The sequence below is a fragment of the Streptomyces sp. NPDC001410 genome, from assembly GCF_042895235.1.
In the GTDB taxonomy this organism is placed as follows: Bacteria; Actinomycetota; Actinomycetes; order Streptomycetales; family Streptomycetaceae; genus Streptomyces.
Map to the genome: position 1 here is coordinate 232310 of NZ_JBIAWE010000014.1, position 19018 is coordinate 251327.

Here is a 19018-nt window from a genome sequence, read left to right on the forward strand (position 1 = left end):
AGCTATGCCCCCGCCGGGAGGTGGATCATCTTGTGTTCCAGGTACTCGCCGTAGCCCTCGGGGCCGAACTCCCGCCCCAGGCCCGAGTTCTTGTAGCCGCCGAACGGGCCGAGCATGTCCAGGCTGAAGGTGTTCACGGAGTAGGTGCCGGTGCGGACCTGCCGGGCGACCTCGATGCCGTGCTCGACGTCGGCCGTCCACACGCTGCCGGACAGGCCGTAGTCCGAGTCGTTGGCGATCTTCACGGCCTCCTGCTCGTCGCCGTAGGGGAGAAGGCAGATCACTGGGCCGAAGATCTCCTCGCGGGCGATGCGCATGGAGTTGTCCACGTCCCCGAAGAGGGTCGGCTCGACGTACCAGCCGCGGTCGAGTCCGGCCGGGCGGCCGCCGCCGGTGAGGGTCTTGGCGCCCTCCTCCTGGCCGATGCGGATGTAGTCGAGGCTGCGCTGCTGCTGGCGCCGGGCGACCAGGGGGCCGACCTGGGTGGCCGGGTCCAGCGGGTCGCCGACCTTCAGGGCGTTCGCCGCCTGCGCGAAGGCGTCGGCGAACTCGTCGTAGCGGGTGCGCGGGACGAGGATGCGGGTCTGGGCGACACACGCCTGCCCGTTGTTCATCCAGGCCGCCGGGACGATGCCCGACACCGCTGCCTGGACGTCAGCGTCCGGGAGCACGACCGCCGCCGACTTGCCGCCCAGCTCCAGGGTGACCCGGGTGAGGTTGCGGGCGGCCACCTCCATCACCCGCTTGCCGGCCGCGACCGAGCCGGTGAAGGAGACCTTGTCGACGCCGGGGTGCCCGACCAGGTACTCGCTGACCTCGCGGTCGGCGGGGAGGATGGACAGGACACCCTCGGGCAGCCCGGCCTCGCGCGCGATCTCACCGAGGACGTACGCGTCCAGCGGCGACTCCGGGGACGGCTTGAGCACGACCGTGCAGCCGGTCAGCAGCGCGGGCGCGAGCTTGGCCGCGGCGACGAACTGCGGCACGTTCCACGGGACGACGGCCGCGACCACGCCGACCGGTTCGCGCGTCACGAGGATCGGGCCGAGGACGCCGTCGCGGCGCTCCTCGTACGGGAAGTTCTGCGCGACCTTGATCGCCGAGTCCCACACCATCATCGCGCCGAGCGCCTGGGCGAGGACGCTCCAGGAGTACGGGGAGCCGTTCTCCGAGGAGATCACGCGGGCGATCTCCTCGTGCCGGGCGAGGATGCCGTCCTTGATCCGGGTGACGACCTCGATCCGCTCGGCCAACGAGGCGCGTGGCCAGGGGCCTTCGTCGAAGGCGCGGCGCGCGACGGCCACCGCCCGGTCGACGTCTCCCTTGGAGGCGTGCGGCACCCGGCCGATGACCTCCTCGGTGTGCGGGGAGATCACCTCGATGACGTCCCCGCCCAGCGGGTCGGTCAACTCCCCGCCGATGAACAGCTGTCCGTGTTCCACGAGCTCGGTCATGGCCGACTGCCTCCCGCCGCACCGCCTGTTTCTGACGCTGTTTCAGAAACTGATACCAGTTCTAGTGGCGGTAAGCCAGACATCAGAGGTCGAGCTGGTACTCGAACGTCGTGTGGGTCGGCGCATAGCCGAGCGCGTCGTTGATGCGCATCATGTGCGGGTTGTTGTCGGCGGTGTCGGTCAGCAGGCCGCCGAGATCCGCGTGCCGTTCCAGGGCGTGCCGGATGGAGGCGGCCTTCATCCAGCGGCCGAGGTCATGGCCGCGGTGCCGGGGCAGGACGCCGGTGCCGTAGTGCTGGCCGTCGCCCCTGCCGTCGCCGGGGACCACCAGTTCGGTGAACCCGGCGATCGAGCCGTCCGACTCGTCGACGGCGGCGACGGTGTACAGCAGGTCGCCCCGCTTCTCGATGGCCGCGGCGGCGGCCCTGATCCGCTCCAGGTCCCAGGTCACCGTGCCGAAGTCGGTGCTGCCCATCGGCATGTCGTCCATGGCGTGACGCGACTCGACATACGTCTCGGCGAGGTCGTCGGGGACCGTGCCCTCCCAGGAGGTCAGACGGTAGCCGGGATGCGGCTCCTCGATGATCCCGGTGAGAGCCGTGACGTCCGCCTCGGCCAGCGGGAGCCGGGTGAAGACCAGGGTCAGGACCCGGTGGAAGCCCCGGGCCGGCAGGAACCCGTCACCGGGAGAGCCGGCCTCGGCCTGGGTGACGACGCAGCGCCGGCCGTCCTCGCGCGCGGCGGCCACGGCCGCCTCCAGGAGCCGGGTGCCGGCACCCTTCCGCCGCTCGGCCGGGTGGACCTGCAGCTCCAGTTCGGCGAGATGCTCCTGCCCGGCCCTGGTGTAGAGGCGCAGGAACGCCGATCCGACGGGGACTGAGTCGGCGTCGGAGGCCAGCCACGCCAGACGGCGGGAGGACAGTCCGGCGTCGGGGTCGGTCAGCGGGGTGATGCGTATGGTCAAGGTGTCTCCATCGGCCTGGGTGATCGGCGGCCCGGAGAACGTAGTTGCTCCGACTCGGACGCGGCAAAGGGTTAAACCAGGGGCACTTGGAGTACCTGACGGCCAGTCAGGTCTGGTTATAGTGGGCAGCTGTCGTGGGGTGCGGGCGCCGGCGGGGTGGAGGACACATGACGGAGACGTTCGATCACGGCGGGGGCGTACGGTCCATCCGGGTCCCCATTCCGGACAACCCGCTCGGGTACACGCTGGTGTACGTCGTGGACACCGACCGGGGTCCGGTGCTGGTGGACTCGGGCTGGGACGACCCGGCGTCCTGGGAGGTCCTGAACGCAGGGCTGGCGGCCTGCGGCACCTCGGTCGCGGAGGTGTGCGGGGTGGTCGTCACCCACCACCACCCGGACCACCACGGTCTTTCGGGGCAGGTTCGCGAGGCCTCCGGGGCGTGGGTGGCGATGCACGCGGCCGACGCGGCGATCGTGCGCAGGACGCGCGAGACACGTCCGGAGCGCTGGTACGCGTACATGGCCGCCAAGCTGACGGTGGCCGGCGCGCCCGAGGAACACGTCGCTCCCCTGCGCGCCGCCCGCGGCCGCCGCACCTTCCCCGGACTCTCCCCCGCCCTGCCCGACCGAGAGATCGTCCCCGGTGAACTCCTCGACCTGCCGGGCCGGCGGCTGCGCGCGATCTGGACCCCGGGCCACACACCCGGCCACGTCTGCCTGCACCTGGAGGAGGAGCATCCGGACCGACTGCCCGGCAGCGGGCGCCTGTTCTCGGGCGACCACGTCCTCCCGGAGATCACCCCGCACATCGGCCTGTACGAGGACCCCGACGACGCCACGGTGACCGACCCTCCCCCAGTCTCGGCTTCGCTCGACCGGGGGGACCCCCTTGGCGACTACCTGGACTCCCTGGAGCGCGTCGGCCGCCTCACCCCGGCCGAGGTGCTCCCCGCCCACCAGTACGCCTTCACCGACGCGCCGGCCCGGGTACGGCAGCTGCTCACCCACCACGAGGACCGCCTCACCGACCTGCTGGCCCTCCTCTCCGAGCCGCTCACGCCCTGGCAGCTGGCCGAGCGCATGGAGTGGAACCGCCCCTGGCCGGACATCCCGTACCCGTCCAGGAACATCGCGGTCTCGGAGGCCGAGGCGCACCTGCGGCGCCTGGTGAAGCTGGGGCGGGCGGAGCCGGTGGCGGGGGGCGAGCCGGTGGCGTACGTGGCGGTGTAAGTGGGGCTCGACCTCGGTGAACCGTCATCTGTGGCCGAGCTGTTCACCGAGGACGGCAGCTGGGCGTGGCCGGAGGGCGGACGCCGGGTCGAGGGCCGGGAGGCGCTGCGCGAGTACTTCGGCTCCCGCCCGGCCGACCGGCTCTCGCGCCGCCTGATGTCCAACGTCCTCGCCACCGTGACGTCCCCGGACACGGCCACCGCCACCTCGTACTTCTCGACCTACGGCGGCCGATGGCTGCTGGAGACCCCCGTCCTGCACCTGGCGTTCGCGGGCCCGACGCCGAAGGTCAGCTGAGCCCGGCGGCCTCCCGTTCGGTCCGGCTCAGTGGCGGGCCGGGCAGGGGGCCCCTGCGGGGGCCGAAGCAGATGGTCCACAGCATGTCGGGGGCGAAGAGGCGGGCCGCCGGGGTCTTCAGGCTCATCACGTCCAGCAGACCGCGCAGGGCGCGCGGGTTCCTGGAGCCGGCGGCGACCGCCTTGTCGACGTACGCGGTGAGCAGCCGCTCGACGGCGGTCGGCGGCTGGGGCGCCGCGCCGGGGTAGTACGCGTCCTGGCCCACGGCCAGGTTCCAGGCGTTGCCGACCGGCCGGGCCACCGCACGCTGGATGCGGCGGGCGGTGCCGGGGGCGGTGGGACCGTGGCGGTCGAGGACCCGGCCGAGTTCCTGCACGCTCTGCGCGGCGACGGAGAGGCCGTGGCCGTAGACGGGGTTGTAGCCGGCGACGGCGTCCCCGATGACCGCGAAGCCGTCCGGCCAGGTCTCGGAACTCTCGTAGTAGCGGCGGCGGTTGGCGGTGCTGCGGGTGGTGACCGGGTCGGTGAGCGGCTTGGCCCCGGCGATGAGCCGGCCGATGATCGGGTCCCCCAGTCCGGTGAGTGCGAAGTGCTCGAACTCGTCGGGGTCGGCGGTCGGTTGGCCGCCACGGGTGCCCGAGAGGGTGACCAGCCAGCGGTCGCCCTCGATCGGTACGACGACTCCGCCCCGGCCGGGCGCGTCGCGCGGGTCGGCCTGGACGTTCACGACGGGGTAGCGCAGGGCGGCCGTGCCGTCGGGGGCCGCGTAGACCCGGCTGGCGTAGGCGACGCCCGCGTCGACCACCCGCTCCTCCACCGGGGCGTGGCCCAGCTGCTGCAGCCATTTGTGCGCCTGGGAGGCGCGGCCACCGGCGTCGATCACCAAGTCGGCGCGGAGGGTGGTGAGTTGCCCGCCGGGCCCGTCCGGCACACGGATTCCGGTCACCCGCCCCTTGTCGCCCGCGAGGCCCGCCACCCGTGTACCGTCCCGCAGCGTGATCCGGCGCCGGGCGAGGACGTCGGCCCGGATCACCGCGTCCAGCAGGTCCCGGCTGCAGACGATCATGTGGTGCCGGGAGTCGGTGAACCGCCGGAACCACTGCCCCGAGGGCGCCTTGCTCACCAGGTCGGCCATCACGTCGATCAGCCCGGCGCCCCTGCCGACCAGCTCCCCGGTGACACCCGGCAGCAGCTCCTCCAGCGCGACCACCCCGCCGGACCACAGCAGGTGGGCGTGGCGGGCCTGCGGCAGCCCCTTGCGCGGCTCGGGGCCCTCCGGCAGCCGGTCCGCCTCCACGATCGTGACCTCGTGAAAGCGGCTCGCGAGCACGGAGGCGGCGAGCATGCCGGCCGTGCTCCCGCCGATGACGATCGCGGTACGGCGGGCGGTGACTCTGTCAGGCATGAATGGCGAGACCTTCTGTGGCGACCGCCTCCCGGCGGAACGTATCGACAACCGACGAGTGGAACCGCAGAGCGTGCGCGATGCACTCCAGCTCGCCGTCGCGCTCCGGGCTGCCGCCGGAGGCGGGGTCGGGCCCGAACCCGGATCCGCCCGCGGGCGCCGGCTCCCTGTGCCCTGTCTCCGGCGGCTCGTCCCCGGTCCCCGGTGAGCGCAGGATGTCCGTGGCGATCAGGATGTCCACCGCCCCGGCGATGCCCCGGGCCACGGAGTCGGGGTGGCCGGCCGCCGTTGCCGCCCGGTGGGCCCGGTGGCGGCGGGCGGGGCTGAGGTGCGGGGAGAGTTTGAGCAGGCCGTCGTTGATGGCGGCTCGGCGCAGTTCCAGGCGCAGGGCGGCGCCGCTGACCCGGCCGGTCGCCGGGGCGGCCGGGGGCGTGACGGTGAGCATCGCCTGCCACAGGGGCTTGAGGCGCCGGTGGGTGCGGACGAGGTCCCGGCGCTCGTCGACGACCGGGCCGGCCTGCCCGGCGATGAAGCCCACGGCGACCAGTCCCGCCTCGGCGATGGCGAACGGCGGGGCGACGTACGTCGACAGCCAGTCCCAGTCACGGCCGCTCCAGCGTGCGCCGATCGCGGCGAGCTTGGCGACGTCGAAGATGAGCCCGAGCGCGTAGGCGACCTGGAGGAAGACCACGGCCCGGCGCAGCCAGGTGTCCTCGACCTCCTTGAACCAGGCCCACAGGATGCCCGCCGCGACCAGCGCGGACACCATGTGCGCGACCAGGTAGAGCAGCGCGAACTCCCGCATCCAGGGCGTGTTGGCGTAGTAGGTGTCGAGGTCCCGCAGCCGCTCCACGTGGTGGTCGCCGAGCAGGAACGTCGTCCACAGGCCGAGGATGATGGCGCCGTAGACCATCCAGACCGTGCGGGTACGCCGGCCGCGCACCGCGGACGGGGGCTCGCGCCAGGTGATGATCAGCCAGAGGCAGGCCCCGCAGTAGGCGGTGAGGAGTGAATAGACCCACAGGCCCGCGAAGTTGGGGACGCCGGTGATCTCGTTGATGCCGTGCAGGTTGCCCGGGGGCAGCGAGGCGAAGACGACCGCGCCGATGCCGAGCAGCAGCGCGGTGGCCCGCAGGATCGGGTCCTGCCAGGCCCGTCGCAGCAGCGGCAGCTTGATGACGAAGGCCACCGCGAGCAGCACCGCGGGGACGGCGTAGGCGGCGAACGAACCCGCCATGTCCCAGCGCATCACGGCCCGCCGATGTTGCCCAGCGAGGACGACAGCCGTCCGGTGAGGGTGTCCTGGGTCGTCCGCCCGGCCGCCGCGCCCGGCCCGACGACCTTGGAGAACTTCGCCGCGAGCCGCAGCCCGCACTCCTCGGCCTCCCACTCCGCCTCGGCCGCCGCCGCGGCGGGCGACCGGGTGGCCATGGCGACCACCTGGTCCCAGGGGATGTCGTCCTCGGCCTGGGCGAGCAGCCGGCGGGCCGCGGCGGGCATGCCGGCCGGGTAGTGCACGTCCAGCGTCTGGTAGTGGATGTGGCCGATCTCGTGCCCCGCGATGACGAACTTGTGCTCGTCGGGCGCCCGGTCCTCGACCACGACGACGTACTGCTCGTCCATGGCGAAGGTGACCCCGGAGACGTCCAGGCCCGGCGGGAAGGTGACGAACTTCAGCCGGACCGGGCGGTCCAGCTGCGGGCTGAGCGTGGCGCAGACCGCGTGCAGGAACGCCTTCGGCTCGGTGGGCGGGGTCAGTGTCCGGGCGGTGTCACGGACGAGCCGGTCGAGGAACCGCTTCGGCGACCTGGTGGGTCTGCGGGACTTCGGCGCTCTGTCGGGGCTCATGCGTCGTCCTTGCGGTCGGCGGGCGTGCGGCGACCATAAGGCGGGGACGACGGTAACGGCACGTTCCCGCAGCCGCAACGATCATTTACGGCCAGAACTGGATCAGTTACGGCCGGAAGCGCATCAGGCACGCCCGGCGCCCCCGGCCTGCCCGGCCTGCTCCGACGCGATGATCATCTCCGCCAGATCGGCGAGCGTGGCCAGCTGACGGGCGTTCATCTGCGGGGCCCGCGCGGCCAGTCGGACCAGTCCGCTCTCCCGCAGCCGCAGCAGCGGGTCCGCCTCCGCCTCCAGGTCCTGCAGCACCGGCTGCAACGCCTCCTGCAGCGCCTCCTGTTCGTCCGCGGTGAAGAAGCCCGCGGGCAGACCGAAGAACCTGCGCAGCCGGTCGATGTGTTCGAGGCTCGGCAGGCCGCTCTTGCGCCACTCGCTCAGCCACTGCCGGCTGGTTCCGGCGATCCGGGCCAGCTCGTCCAGCGAGTACCGCTTGCCGTCGGGCCGGCGCCGGGTCTCGCGGACGAAGTCCAGCCGCTGCCGCACCCGCCCTGCGAGGCAGCCCTCCGGCACCCGGCCGCCCGAGAGCAGCTCGACGACGACGCCGACCGGGATGCCGGTGCGGTGGGAGAGGCCGGCGACGTCCAGGACCTCCGGCAGCCGGCCGGGCCGGCCGGTCAGCTCGCCGAGGCGGTCGAGTACGTCGGCCAGCGGGGCGTAGGCGTCACTCACCGAGGTCCCCCCTGGGCGTGTCGTCCGTTCCGTGGCTGAGCTGACGCGAGGCTACCCGGTCGCCCGTGCGCCGACCAGACGTGACAACACCCACTGCGGAATTAGGCAGCAATCGTTGACAGTTGACGGTGCGGTGGGTGAGGATCGGGGCACAGAGAGCAAGATCGACCCGCCTCGGGTGCTGCCTATGGGGGAGCAGCATCCGGGGCGTACCTCTGTCCGCCTTCTCCCCACGAAGGTGAGCCTTCGATGCCGCATGCCGTCCTGCTCCTCGGAGTGAGCCACCGGGCCGCGTACGACGCGTACCCGCTGGAGCGCATCGCGGCGGTCCACCCGGTGGTGCTGGTCGACCCGTTCCCGCCCGTCTGGGCACGCCCGTACCTGGCCGGGCACATCGCCGTGGACCCCGGCCAGGAGGCGGCCACCGCGGAGGCGGTCGCGCACTACGCGTTACGGCACCGGGTGAGCGGCGTACTGACCTGGACCAGGGAGTACCTGCCCGCCGCCGCACGCATCACGGCCCGGCTCGGCCTGCCCGGCATCCCGTACGAGACGGCCGTCGCCTGCGCCGACCCGGCCGCGGCCCAGGTGCTGCTCGCCCGGCACGGGATTCCCCCGGCCGGCCGGGAGGACGCCGACGCCCCGCTCGTCCGCGCCGAGACCGTCGTCCTGGACGACGAGGTCCGCATCGCCGCACTGACCCGTACGGCACCGGGCCCGCCGCCCGCCCGGCAGCCACTGCGGCACTCCGTGCACGCCCACGACGGGCTGCTGCACAATCGCTTCCTGCGGCAGACGGTGGAGCGGACCGTGCGCGCGCTCGGTCTCGCGCACACCGTCGCCCACATCGGCCTGCGGCTCACCGCCCGCGGACCCCGCGTCACGGACGTCGTCCCGCACCTGCCCGGCGATCTGATCCCGCTGCTGGTCGAGCTGGCCACCGGCGTCGACCTCGCCCGAGCCGCCGCCGCTCTGGCCGTCGGCCGGCTCCCTGACATGGCGCCGACCCGGCAGCGGGCGGCCTCGATCCAGTTCGCCTACCCGGCCACGACCGGCCGGCTGACCCACCTGGACATGGACCCGGCCGCCGCGTACGAGCCGTCCGCCGAGCGCATGGTCCTCACCCGGCAGCCCGGCGACCACGTCACGGCGGCCGCCCACGCCGACCCCGAGGACCGCCTCGCGCACTGGGTGGCGGAGGGCGAGACCCCGACGGACTGCGCGCACACCCTGCGCCGCATGGCCCGCCACCTGACCGTGGCCGTCACCCCACCGGCCCGGCCGTACGCGGCGTAGGGCCTGTCGGGCCAACGCCCGCGGCAGCCAAGCCCCTTCGATCCCGTACCCGCCGCCCGGGCGCCACGCCTCCCCCCGTTCTCCCCGCAGCCGCCATGGCCGTGACCCCGGTCACCGTCTCCGTGTGCCCACAGCCACCCCTCGGGCCGCGCACGGCTGCCGGTAAAGTGGCGGCGTCGTCATCACACCTGTACGGGGGGAAGCCGGTGCAATTCCGGCGCTGACCCGCAACCGTGAACTGTCCGTCCTGGACGGTGAGCCGGACTGCCCCGCCCGGGACGTTGACCGGCTCGCGTGCGCGGCGACCCGCAGCGCACGGCACCGTCGAGGTTTACGGAGCCGAGCCGCCCGGGTGTTCCCGTGCGCTGCCGGTTCCCCGCAGGAGAGGCAGTCGCCGACCATGAACGTCCGCCGCAGTGCAGCGGCTCTCGCCGCCGTAGGTGTGCTGGCCGCCGCCGCACCCGCCATGGCCGCCGACCCGTCCCCGTCCGCGCCTCCGAAGGTGACGATCCCGGCCGGTCTGTTCGGCAAGACGGACCCCACGTACGACGGTGTCTGGCGCCAGTCGCTCGCCCTGCTCGCCCAGCGGACGCTCGGCTACCGCCCGGCCGGCTCGGCCGTGGACTGGCTGGTCGGGCAGCAGTGCGACAAGGGCGGCTTCGCCGCGTTCCGGGCCGACACCGCCAAGCCCTGCGAGGGCAAGGGCGGCGCCCAGCCCGACACCAACAGCACGGCCGCCGCCGTCCAGGCGCTGCAGGCGGTCGGCGGTCACGACGCCGAGGTCCGCAAGGCTCTGGTCTGGCTGACGACGCTGCAGAACGAGGACGGCGGCTGGGGCTACTCACCCGGCGCTCCCAGCGACACCAACTCCACCGGCGTCGCCATCGGCGCGTTCGCCGCGGTCGGCCAGGACCCCGCCAAGCTGCACGCCCAGGGCAAGAGCCCGTACGACCTGCTGGCCAAGTTGTCCATGCCGTGCGACGGCACCGGGGGCGGAGCGCTCGCCTACCAGCCGGACAAGAAGGGCAAGCTGGTCGCCAACGCGGACGCGACGGCGGCCGGCGTGCTGGGCGCGCTCGGCAAGGGGTTCGCGCCGAAGGCCGGGAAGGCCCCGGAGCAGAGCTCCATCTGCCGCAACTCCGACAAGCCCACCCCGGCGGAGGTGGCGAGCGACGGCGCCGCCTATCTGGGGAAGGCCATGAACCCCGACGGGTACCTGAAGTCCGCCCTGCCCGGGGCCAAGGACCAGCCCGACTACGGCAACACGGCGGACGCGGTCGTCGCGCTCGCCGCGAAGGGCTGGGCGGGGCAGGCGAAGAAGCCGTACGCCTGGCTGGAGAAGAACGCGGCGAAGTGGGCGGAGCAGAGCGGCCCGGCCGCCTACGCCGAGCTGGTCTTCGCCGCGCACGCGATGGGTGAGGACCCGCACGACTTCGGCGGCACGGACCTGGCGCAGGCGCTCAACGCGACGGGCCCGGCGCCGCAGAAGGCCGCCGCCACCGCGGAGCCCGGCAAGCGCGCCGAGCACGACTCGGGCATCGGTGTCTGGTGGATCGTCGGTGCCGGCCTCGTCTTCGGCGTCGGCATCGGCATCCTGCTCAGCGGCCGCCGGAAGCGGCAGCAGCTGTGACCGCCGTCCGCCGTGCCGCGGCCCTGCTGGTCGCCGCGCTCGTCCTCCTCGCCGGTGCCGCCCAGGCGCACGCCACCGGCTACCGCTACTGGTCGTTCTGGGAGCGGGACGGCGGCCGCTGGACGTACGCCACCCAGGGCCCGTCGACCGCCCGTCCCGACGACGGCGCGATCCAGGGCTTCCGCTTCGCGGTGAGCGAGGACTCCGCGGACGCCAGCCGGCCGCGCGGCACGGCGGACTTCGCCACGATCTGCGCGGGGACGCCCGCGAAGCCGGGTACGAAGCGGGTCGCCCTCGTCATCGACTTCGGCACGCCCGCGGACGCCCCGTCCGGCGAGACCCCGCCCACCCGCCGCACCGCCTGCGCGCGCGTCTCCCCCGACGCGACGACGGCCGAGGCCCTGGCAGCCACCGCAAAGCCGCTCCGCTACGACACCAACGCCCTGTTGTGCGCGATCGCCGGGTATCCCCACAAGGGCTGCGGGGAGCAGGTGTCCGCCGACGACACGGAGAAGAAGGCGACGCCTGTCGGCGAGAAGCCCCGGCAGAAGGACAGCGGCCCCTCCCTCGGCCTGCCGATCGGCGTGGGCGCGGTCGTCCTCCTGGCAGGGGCGGCGGTGTGGCAGGCCCGGCGGCGCCGGGATGCGTAGTCCCCGGGCGCGGTCCGGTGGGGGCTGGTCGCGCCCACACGGCGGAGCCGCAGATCGACACAGCCCGCGTCCCTTCGGGGCGCGGCCGGCACCGCTCCACCCCGGCGCCTGGTGGCTCTGGTCGCTCGGGCTCGGTACGGCCGCCACCCGGACCACCAACCCGCTCCTCCTCGGCCTCCTCATAGCCGCGGCAGGCTACGTGGTGGCCACCCACCGCTCCAGCGCGCCCTGGGCCCGCTCCTACGCCGCCTTCGCCAAGCTCGCCGTCGCCGTGCTGCTCATCCGCCTCGCGTTCACGGTCGTCCTCGGCTCACCCATCCCCGGTACGCACGTCCTGCTCACCCTCCCCGAAGTGCCCCTCCCCCACTGGGCGCAGGGCATCCAGCTCGGCGGTGAGGTCACCGCGGAAGCGCTGCTCTTCGCCGGCTACAACGGCCTGAAGCTCGCCGCCCTCCTCATCTGTGTCGGCGCCGCCAACGCCCTGGCCAGCCCGGCGCGTCTGCTCAAGTCCCTGCCCGGTGCCCTGTACGAGACCGGCGTGGCCGTGGTCGTGGCGCTCACCTTCGCGCCGCACCTGATCGCCGACGTCCAGCGGCTGCGCGCCGCCCGCCGGCTGCGCGGCCGCCCGGACCGCGGGGTACGGGGCCTGCTCCAGGTCGGACTGCCGGTCCTGGAGGGCGCGTTGGAGCGTTCGGTCGCCCTCGCGGCCGCGATGGACGCCCGCGGCTACGGCCGTACCGCCGCCGTCCCCGCCCGGGTGCGCCGTACGACGTCCGCGCTCACCCTCGGCGGCCTGCTCGGCGTGTGTGCGGGGACGTACGGGCTGCTCACCGCGGAGGGCGGCACGTACGGGCTGCCGGTGCTGGGAGCCGGGGTCGTCGCCGCGCTCGCGGGCCTGCGCCTGGGCGGCCGCCGCACCCCGCGCACCCGGTACCGCCCGGAGCCGTGGGGTGTGCACGCGTGGCTGGTCGCGGGCTCGGGTGCCGTGGTCGCCGCGCTGCTCGCGCTCGCCTCCGTACGCGCCCCGGACGCGCTGCACCCCGGCGTAGTACCTCTGGTGGCCCCCACCCTGCCCCTGTGGCCCGCGGCCGCGGTATTGCCGGCCCTGCTGCCCGCCTTCATCGTCCCCAAGGACCCCCAGGACTCCAAGGAGCCGTCGTGATCCGCTTCGAGGAGGTCAGCGTCACCTACGAGGGCGCGGCCGAACCGACCGTCCGGGGCGTGGACTTCGAGGTCCCCGAGGGCGAACTCGTGCTGCTCGTCGGCCCGTCCGGGGTCGGCAAGTCGACGGTGCTGGGCGCGGTCAGCGGGCTGGTCCCGCACTTCACCGGCGGCACCCTGCGCGGCCGTGTCACGGTGGCCGGCCGGGACACCCGGACCCACAAGCCGCGCGAACTCGCGGACGTGGTCGGCACGGTGGGGCAGGACCCGCTCGCGCACTTCGTGACGGACACGGTGGAGGACGAACTCGCCTACGGCATGGAGTCGTTGGGGCTCGCTCCGGAGGTGATGCGGCGCCGGGTCGAGGAGACCCTGGACCTGCTGGGCCTCGCCGACCTGCGCGACCGCCCCATCGCCACGCTCTCCGGCGGACAGCGGCAGCGGGTCGCGATCGGCTCGGTCCTCACCCCGCACCCACGGGTGCTGGTCCTCGACGAGCCGACCTCGGCACTCGACCCGGCCGCCGCGGAGGAGGTCCTGGCGGTCCTGCAGCGCCTGGTCCACGACCTGGGCACAACGGTCCTACTGGCCGAGCACCGCCTGGAGCGTGTGATCCAGTACGCCGACCGGGTCGTACTGCTGCCCTCCCCAGGGGCCGCCCCGCTGCACGGCGACCCGGCCGAGGTGATGTCCGTCTCCCCGGTGTACCCACCGGTGGTGGACCTGGGCCGCCTGGCCGGCTGGTCCCCCCTCCCGTTGACCGTCCGAGACGCCCGCCGCCGGGCAGCCCGACTCCGGGAACTACTGGCCCAGGCGCCGACACCCGCGACCGAAGCACGGCCGGAGCCGTTGGCCGAGGTGGCGTCCCAGCCGGTGGCCGCCGACGGCGAGGACGCCTCACAGGGGCCACCCGCACCCGACGACGAAAGCTGTACGGGTGGTGCGGGTGGGAACGAGATCCGCGCCGAAGGCGAAGCCGAGGCGAGGATCGTCACGGCCAATGCGCCGCAGGCATCCCGCTGGCAGCGGATGTTCCGGCGAACCCCCGCTCCCACGGCCACCGCTGCCCCACAAATCGCCGAAGTCCGCTCCCTGGCCGTCCGCCGAGGCGGGATCACAGCCCTGCGGCACATAGACCTGACCGTGGCCCCAGGCGAGACCGTCGCACTGATGGGGCGCAACGGCGCCGGCAAGTCCACCCTGCTCGGCTCCCTCGTCGGACTGGTGGAGCCCACCGCCGGTACCGTCCGAGTCGGCGGAGCCGTACCGCATCGGATGCCGCCCCGGGACCTCGTGCGCCGGGTCGGTCTCGTGCCGCAGGAGCCGCGGGACCTGTTGTACGCGGACACGGTGGCCGCCGAGTGCACGGCCGCCGACCGGGACGCGGCCGCCGCGCCCGGCACCTGCCGGGCCCTGGTGTCCGAGCTGCTGCCGGACATCACGGACGACACCCACCCCCGCGACCTGTCCGAGGGCCAGCGTCTGGCGCTCGCCCTGGCGGTCGTCCTCACCGCCCGGCCTCCCCTTCTACTGCTCGACGAGCCGACCCGGGGCCTGGACTACGCGGCCAAGGCCCGCCTGGTCACCGTGTTGCGGGAGCTGGCCGCCGAGGGACACGCGATCGTGCTGGCCACGCACGACGTGGAGCTGACGGCGGAGATCGCGCACCGGGTGGTGCTGCTCGCCGACGGCGAGGTGATCGCCGACGGCCCGACGGCGGAGATCGTGGTCTCTTCCCCTTCCTTCGCCCCGCAGGTCACCAAGATCCTGGCCCCGCAGCCCTGGCTGACCGTCGCCGCGGTCCGGGAGGCCCTGGCATGACCACCACCTCGCGGGCCCGGGTCCGCGCCGTCCGGCTCGGCCCCCGCTCCCTCGCCGCTCTGATCCTGGTCAGCGCGGTCGGCGTGGTCGGCTTCTGCTGGCCCTTCCTCGCCCCGCCCGGCTCGCAGATCGGCGCGCACGCCGAGGACGCGCCCTGGCTGTTCGCGGGCCTGCTGATCCTGCTGGTCGCGGTCGTGTCGGCGACGATCTCCGAGTCCGGTCTCGGTCCGAAGGCCGTCGCGATGGTGGGCGTGCTGGCCGCGACCGGGGCGGCGCTGCGCCCGATCGGCGCGGGCACGGCCGGGATCGAGCCCATGTTCTTCCTGATGGTGCTGAGCGGGCGGGTGCTCGGCCCGGGCTTCGGGTTCGTGCTCGGCTCGGTGACGATGTTCGCGTCCGCGCTGCTCACGGGCGGGGTCGGCCCCTGGATGCCGTTCCAGATGCTGGCGATGGGCTGGTTCACCATGGGCGCCGGGCTCCTGCCGGGCCAGGTCCGGCTGCGCGGCCGGGGCGAGCGGCTCCTGCTGGCGGGCTACGGCTTCTTCGCGGCGTTCGCCTACGGCACGGTCATGAATCTGGCCGGCTGGCCCTTCATGGGTGCCCTGACCTCGAACATCGCCTTCGACCCGGACGGGACGGTGCGCGCCAACCTGGCCCGGTTCGTCGCCTACTGCCTGACCACCTCCATGGGCTGGGACCTGGGCCGGGCGGTCTGCACGGTCGTTCTGACCCTGGTCCTCGGCCCGGCGCTGCTGCGCGCGCTCCGCCGGGCCACCAGGCGTGCCGCTTTCGAGACCGCGGTCACATTCGACGCACCCGCTGCGTGAGGGGCCGTATCCGGGCTGTCAGCTCCCTGGTGAAGCACCCCACATGACGCAGGTCACCTACGATCCAGGATCGTTGTTCGTTATGTCCGATTCATCCCTCAGTGCACCCCTTCTGACCTGCACTTTGAGACCCACGCCACACTAACGACCTTTCCGCCCGATCCGGCCACAACTAGTAAAAGGGGTCATTGCGGACCCGCCTCAAGCCTGTTTCTGTAGTGGACGTCGCCAGGCGCCACGAGCCCGAACGGGTCGCGGCGCCGACGTATGCGGCAGGCCCCCACACCGGGGGGTTGCGACATACAGGCGATCCGATGTCCCCGACGTAAGAGGTTCTCCGTGTCCGTCTCCTTCATCCGCCGCATCGCTTCCCCGAAGAAGGCCCTCACCGCCGCCGCCGTGGCCGCCGCCACCGCCGGTCTGGCCCTGACCGCGGCGCCCGCCCAGGCCGCCACCACCCAGGCCTCCTCCGCCCAGGCGATCGCGCACAAGATGATCCCGGACGCCGCGCAGTTCAACGCCTTCAGCAAGATCGTCGAGCACGAGAGCGGCTGGAACCCGGCCGCGACCAACAGCTCCTCCGGCGCCTACGGCCTGGTCCAGGCCCTGCCCGGCTCGAAGATGTCCTCCGCCGGTTCCGACTGGAAGACCAACCCGGCCACCCAGATCAAGTGGGGTCTGGACTACATGAACTCCCGCTACGGCAGCCCGGTCCAGGCCTGGAGCTTCTGGCAGGCCAACGGCTGGTACTGAGCCACCCGGCTCCCGGCCCCCCCGGCCCCCGGCCCCCCGGCCTCAGGCCACCCCGCGCCAGGCCACCGCGCCGCCGAAGAAGCGCGCGATGCCGGCCAGCGCCGCCCGGTACGACCCTCCGTGGTCGACGGGCCCCATATCCAGCACCCGCACCCTCGCCCCCTGCTCGGCGAGGGTGCGCGCGCATGTCCGGGCGTTGCCGATCGGCACGTCGGTGTCGTTGTCGCCCGCGTACAGCCGCACCGGCACGTCGGGCTTCCAGTCGCAGGTGTGATCATTGGCCCGCAGCGCCTCGCGGAAGGCTCCCGTCGGCCGGGTGAGCTGCCGGTAGAAATCGTCCGTCAGCAGCTCCCGCACGTTCGGGGCGAGCTGCCGGACGATGTCCTCCTCCTCGTGCCGCCCGTCGAAGAGCCCCTCGACCCGGTCCGCGTACGGCGCCCGGAACACCTCGGACGGGTCCTTGTATAGGGGGTGCAGCCGGTTCTGTGCGACGAGGAAGTAGGAGATGTAGAGCACTCCGCTGATGTCGTTGACCCGCCCGTCCGTGAGCGCGGGCACCTCGGTCCCCGCCAGGTCGTACGGCCCCGCCACCGGCGCCAGCGCCTTCAGCCGGAATCCGGGCGCGTCCCCGTGCTGCACCGCCCGCCCCACGGCCATCGCGACCTGCCCGCCCTGCGAGAAGCCGGTCGCGTACAGATCCCCGTTCAGCGTGCGCCCGAGTCGCCCCGCCGCCGTCCGGGCCGCCCGCAGCATGTCGACGGAGGCGGTGACGGCGGACCGTGTGTCCATGTACGGATGGCGGCCCGGCCCCTTGCCCAGCCCCAGGTAGTCGGGCGCGGCGACGGCGTGCCCGGCCGAGGCGAAGAGGTACGACTGCGCCCGCGCGTCCTCCGCGACGGAGGGTGCGTAGGCGCGGTCGGTCATGGTCCCGTGCGTGTCGGAGACGAGGTCGAGGGTGCGGCCGCCGCCCTCGGGCAGGGTGAGCAGACCGGTCGCGGTGGTGGGCCGCCCGTACGGGTCGACGGTGAGGTACATCACCCGGTACGCAGGACGCCGTACCGCATCGAGTCGGTCCCCACCTGAAGCTGCTCCAGGCCGCGGGCGTCCTCGGCACGGCTGTGCCGGGCGACCGGCACGACGGACACCACCTCTCCCCGGCGGTCGCCGCGCGGCCCGGCGACGGCGGCCGGAGCGGCGGCGACGTCGGCGAGCAGCGCGACAGCCGCGAGCGCACCCGCCTTCCGCATACGCCAACTGGGCTGCTTTTCTCCTGATTTGCGCGTGTCCTCTGTCATGTCCCGAACGCTACGGACGCACGCTTCGCCGGGACATCCGAGAGTCCCCCGCGCCCGTGGTGGACCTGTCACCACTCTGTCCGTCCGGCTGACCGGAGGAAGCATGACGACGCCGTCACCGCCCCTGCCCGACCCGGAGGCGCGGGGGGTGCGGCTGGTGGTCGTACTCCTGGTGCTGACCGTGGTCAGCGGCCTGATCGACGCGGTCAGCTATCTGGGCCTGGGCCGGGTCTTCACGGCCAACATGACCGGCAACGTGGTGGTGCTCGGCTTCGCGGCGGCCGGCGCGCCCGACTTCTCCGTCCCGCACACGTCGACCTCGCTGGCCGCCTTCCTGCTGGGCGCGGTGACCGGCGGCCGGGTGGCGGCCCGGCACGGCAACGGCTCGCGGCGCAGGTGGGCCCGGCTGACCCTGGCGGCGGAGACGCTCCTGGTCGGCACGTCGGCGGCGGTGGCTTTCGCCTGGCCGGACACGACCGGCAGCCGCTACGCGCTCATCGCCCTCACCGCGTTCGCGATGGGCCTGCGCAACGCGACGGTCCGCAAACTGCGTATCCCCGACCTGACGACCACGGTCCTCACCATGACCCTGACCGGCCTGGCCTCCGAGTCCCGCCTCGGCGACGCCACGGGCCACCGCTCCCCGCGCCGCACGGCGGCGGTGATCGCGATGCTCGCGGGCGCCACCCTCGGCGCCTGGCTGGTCCTCCACCACGGCCTGGGCATCCCACTGCTGCTCGCGGCGGCGCTGTCGGGGGTGCTGGCCGTGGTGGCGTCGGGCCGGGAATAGCTCGACTGTTCGGAGTAACAACCCGGGCGCACCGCGCTGTAGGGCATGAGCATGGCGCCATGGGACTCAGACCTCCCGCGAAGCTTCGCGGAAAGATATCCGGCGCCCTCATGATCGCCGGCCTCGTCGTGGCTTCAGCCGTGCTCATCGGCTTGGGACGGCAGGACATCATTCATGCGCTGTCGTACGCCGGCCGGCTTGCCGGGGGCCTTCTGGTCGCCGCGGGACTGACGGCCCTCACCGCGGCCGTCTGCGTCGTCGTGGACAGGCTCCTCGGACGCGGAACGAAATACACGACCGCGATCACTCTCTTCGGAGTACTGGCCATACTGGGTGCCGGTCTGCTCCTTCTGACGGTTCAGATGGGGGAGTACACGCACTGGCTCTGGCTCTGGCTCGGCCTCGTAGTGTGGGCGTGCTGGGCACTCTGGGATCTCCTTCATCGCCGGCAAGCGTGGCGGGAAATCACTTTTCGACGCAACTTCGCGGCCATTGTCTCCTTCACTGCGCTCATCACCGCGGCCAACTTCGTCTACTCGCAGATCTACGAGCCCTATTCGTCTCCCATGACGGTCGTCATGTCCGCGAAGATCGGAAGTATTCACAAAGACGAGACCACCACGTATGTGCCGGTGACGTTCCAGTTGGAGAACACCGGCAAGGTAGGCGCGTATGTGGTCGGGGCGAGCTACTCGCTCACCGGGCTCAACTGGAAGTCCACCTACGAGAACCCCAGAGACCTGAAGCAGTGGGAGAAGGACATAGACACCGACACATTGAGCCTTTTCAGCGCTGCCGCTCCAGGGTGAGGACGGCTGCGGCGATTGACGACATTCGATTCGGGCTGCATCGTGCCCTGCGGAAGATCC

General features: G+C 73.0%; 17 protein-coding genes, 2 pseudogenes and 1 riboswitch. Of the genes and pseudogenes, 11 read left to right on the forward strand and 8 right to left on the reverse strand.

Annotated features, from left to right (window positions below; translation table 11 throughout):
• Positions 1-2: 2 nt before the first annotated feature.
• The gene (locus ACFY3C_RS29880) at positions 3-1454 is read right to left on the reverse strand and encodes an aldehyde dehydrogenase (protein ID WP_390772948.1); all 1452 of its coding nucleotides are present in this window, start codon (positions 1452-1454) and stop codon (positions 3-5) included.
• Between the two features lie 82 nt (positions 1455-1536).
• A complete protein-coding gene (locus ACFY3C_RS29885) occupies positions 1537-2418 on the reverse strand; it encodes a GNAT family N-acetyltransferase (protein WP_390772949.1) in 882 nt (293 codons plus the stop codon).
• Between the two features lie 167 nt (positions 2419-2585).
• Here ACFY3C_RS29885 and ACFY3C_RS29890 point away from each other — a divergent pair, with 167 nt between their 5' ends.
• Together ACFY3C_RS29890 and ACFY3C_RS29895 are read left to right on the forward strand one after the other, a co-directional pair.
• The gene (locus ACFY3C_RS29890; protein WP_390772950.1) at positions 2586-3650 is read left to right on the forward strand and encodes an MBL fold metallo-hydrolase; all 1065 of its coding nucleotides are present in this window, start codon (positions 2586-2588) and stop codon (positions 3648-3650) included.
• Complete coding sequence (locus ACFY3C_RS29895; RefSeq protein WP_390772951.1) at positions 3651-3947, forward strand: nuclear transport factor 2 family protein; 297 nt, start codon at positions 3651-3653, stop codon at positions 3945-3947.
• Here ACFY3C_RS29895 and ACFY3C_RS29900 read toward each other — a convergent pair.
• The 4 genes from ACFY3C_RS29900 to ACFY3C_RS29915 form a co-directional block, all read right to left on the reverse strand.
• Positions 3940-5352, reverse strand: a complete 1413-nt coding sequence (locus ACFY3C_RS29900; RefSeq protein ID WP_390772952.1) for an FAD-dependent oxidoreductase — start codon at positions 5350-5352, stop codon at positions 3940-3942. The genes ACFY3C_RS29895 and ACFY3C_RS29900 overlap by 8 nt on opposite strands.
• On the reverse strand, positions 5345-6601 hold the full coding sequence (locus ACFY3C_RS29905) for an MAB_1171c family putative transporter (protein WP_386572471.1): 1257 nt from the start codon (positions 6599-6601) through the stop codon (positions 5345-5347). The genes ACFY3C_RS29900 and ACFY3C_RS29905 overlap by 8 nt, the downstream gene beginning before the upstream one ends.
• Entirely contained in the window at positions 6601-7200 is a 600-nt protein-coding gene (locus ACFY3C_RS29910; protein WP_386572265.1) for a hypothetical protein, read from the reverse strand. The genes ACFY3C_RS29905 and ACFY3C_RS29910 overlap by 1 nt, the downstream gene beginning before the upstream one ends.
• Before the next feature lie 123 nt (positions 7201-7323).
• Positions 7324-7926, reverse strand: coding sequence for an XRE family transcriptional regulator (locus ACFY3C_RS29915; RefSeq protein ID WP_390772953.1), 603 nt, complete (start codon positions 7924-7926; stop codon positions 7324-7326).
• A 249-nt stretch (positions 7927-8175) separates the two neighbouring features.
• On the opposite strand from ACFY3C_RS29915, the gene ACFY3C_RS29920 reads away from it, so the two are divergent.
• The 7 genes from ACFY3C_RS29920 to ACFY3C_RS29950 all read left to right on the forward strand — a co-directional run bounded on the left by ACFY3C_RS29920 (position 8176) and on the right by ACFY3C_RS29950 (position 16064).
• Positions 8176-9222, forward strand: coding sequence for a hypothetical protein (locus ACFY3C_RS29920; protein ID WP_390772954.1), 1047 nt, complete (start codon positions 8176-8178; stop codon positions 9220-9222).
• 155 nt (positions 9223-9377) lie between these two features.
• Positions 9378-9513: riboswitch (cobalamin riboswitch) on the forward strand.
• Positions 9514-9622: 109 nt separating this feature from the next.
• On the forward strand, positions 9623-10852 hold the full coding sequence (locus tag ACFY3C_RS29925) for a prenyltransferase/squalene oxidase repeat-containing protein (RefSeq protein ID WP_390772955.1): 1230 nt from the start codon (positions 9623-9625) through the stop codon (positions 10850-10852).
• Positions 10849-11502 (forward strand): SCO2322 family protein, encoded by a 654-nt coding sequence (locus ACFY3C_RS29930; RefSeq protein WP_390772956.1) that lies wholly within the window; start codon positions 10849-10851, stop codon positions 11500-11502. The genes ACFY3C_RS29925 and ACFY3C_RS29930 overlap by 4 nt, the downstream gene beginning before the upstream one ends.
• Positions 11495-12664 carry an energy-coupling factor transporter transmembrane component T gene (locus ACFY3C_RS29935; protein ID WP_390772957.1) on the forward strand — a complete coding sequence of 390 codons (1170 nt, stop codon included), beginning with the start codon at positions 11495-11497 and terminating at the stop codon, positions 12662-12664. Before ACFY3C_RS29930 ends, ACFY3C_RS29935 begins: the two co-directional genes overlap by 8 nt.
• Positions 12661-14484, forward strand: coding sequence for an ABC transporter ATP-binding protein (locus ACFY3C_RS29940; protein ID WP_390772958.1), 1824 nt, complete (start codon positions 12661-12663; stop codon positions 14482-14484). The genes ACFY3C_RS29935 and ACFY3C_RS29940 overlap by 4 nt, the downstream gene beginning before the upstream one ends.
• Positions 14481-15311, forward strand: coding sequence for an ECF transporter S component (locus ACFY3C_RS29945; RefSeq protein ID WP_390772959.1), 831 nt, complete (start codon positions 14481-14483; stop codon positions 15309-15311). The genes ACFY3C_RS29940 and ACFY3C_RS29945 overlap by 4 nt, the downstream gene beginning before the upstream one ends.
• A gap of 339 nt (positions 15312-15650) precedes the next feature.
• A complete protein-coding gene (locus ACFY3C_RS29950) occupies positions 15651-16064 on the forward strand; it encodes a transglycosylase SLT domain-containing protein (RefSeq protein ID WP_097254942.1) in 414 nt (137 codons plus the stop codon).
• Positions 16065-16106: 42 nt separating this feature from the next.
• Here ACFY3C_RS29950 and ACFY3C_RS29955 read toward each other — a convergent pair.
• Positions 16107-17359, reverse strand: a pseudogene (locus ACFY3C_RS29955) (alpha/beta hydrolase family protein).
• 103 nt (positions 17360-17462) lie between these two features.
• On the opposite strand from ACFY3C_RS29955, the gene ACFY3C_RS29960 reads away from it, so the two are divergent.
• On the forward strand, positions 17463-18149 hold the full coding sequence (locus tag ACFY3C_RS29960; RefSeq protein ID WP_390772960.1) for a YoaK family protein: 687 nt from the start codon (positions 17463-17465) through the stop codon (positions 18147-18149).
• A 59-nt stretch (positions 18150-18208) separates the two neighbouring features.
• Complete coding sequence (locus tag ACFY3C_RS29965) at positions 18209-18958, forward strand: hypothetical protein (RefSeq protein ID WP_390772961.1); 750 nt, start codon at positions 18209-18211, stop codon at positions 18956-18958.
• Here the strand turns inward: ACFY3C_RS29965 and ACFY3C_RS29970 are convergent.
• Positions 18936-19018: pseudogene (locus ACFY3C_RS29970) on the reverse strand (IS5/IS1182 family transposase); the annotation flags it as partial. The gene ACFY3C_RS29965 and the pseudogene ACFY3C_RS29970 sit on opposite strands and share 23 nt — an antisense overlap.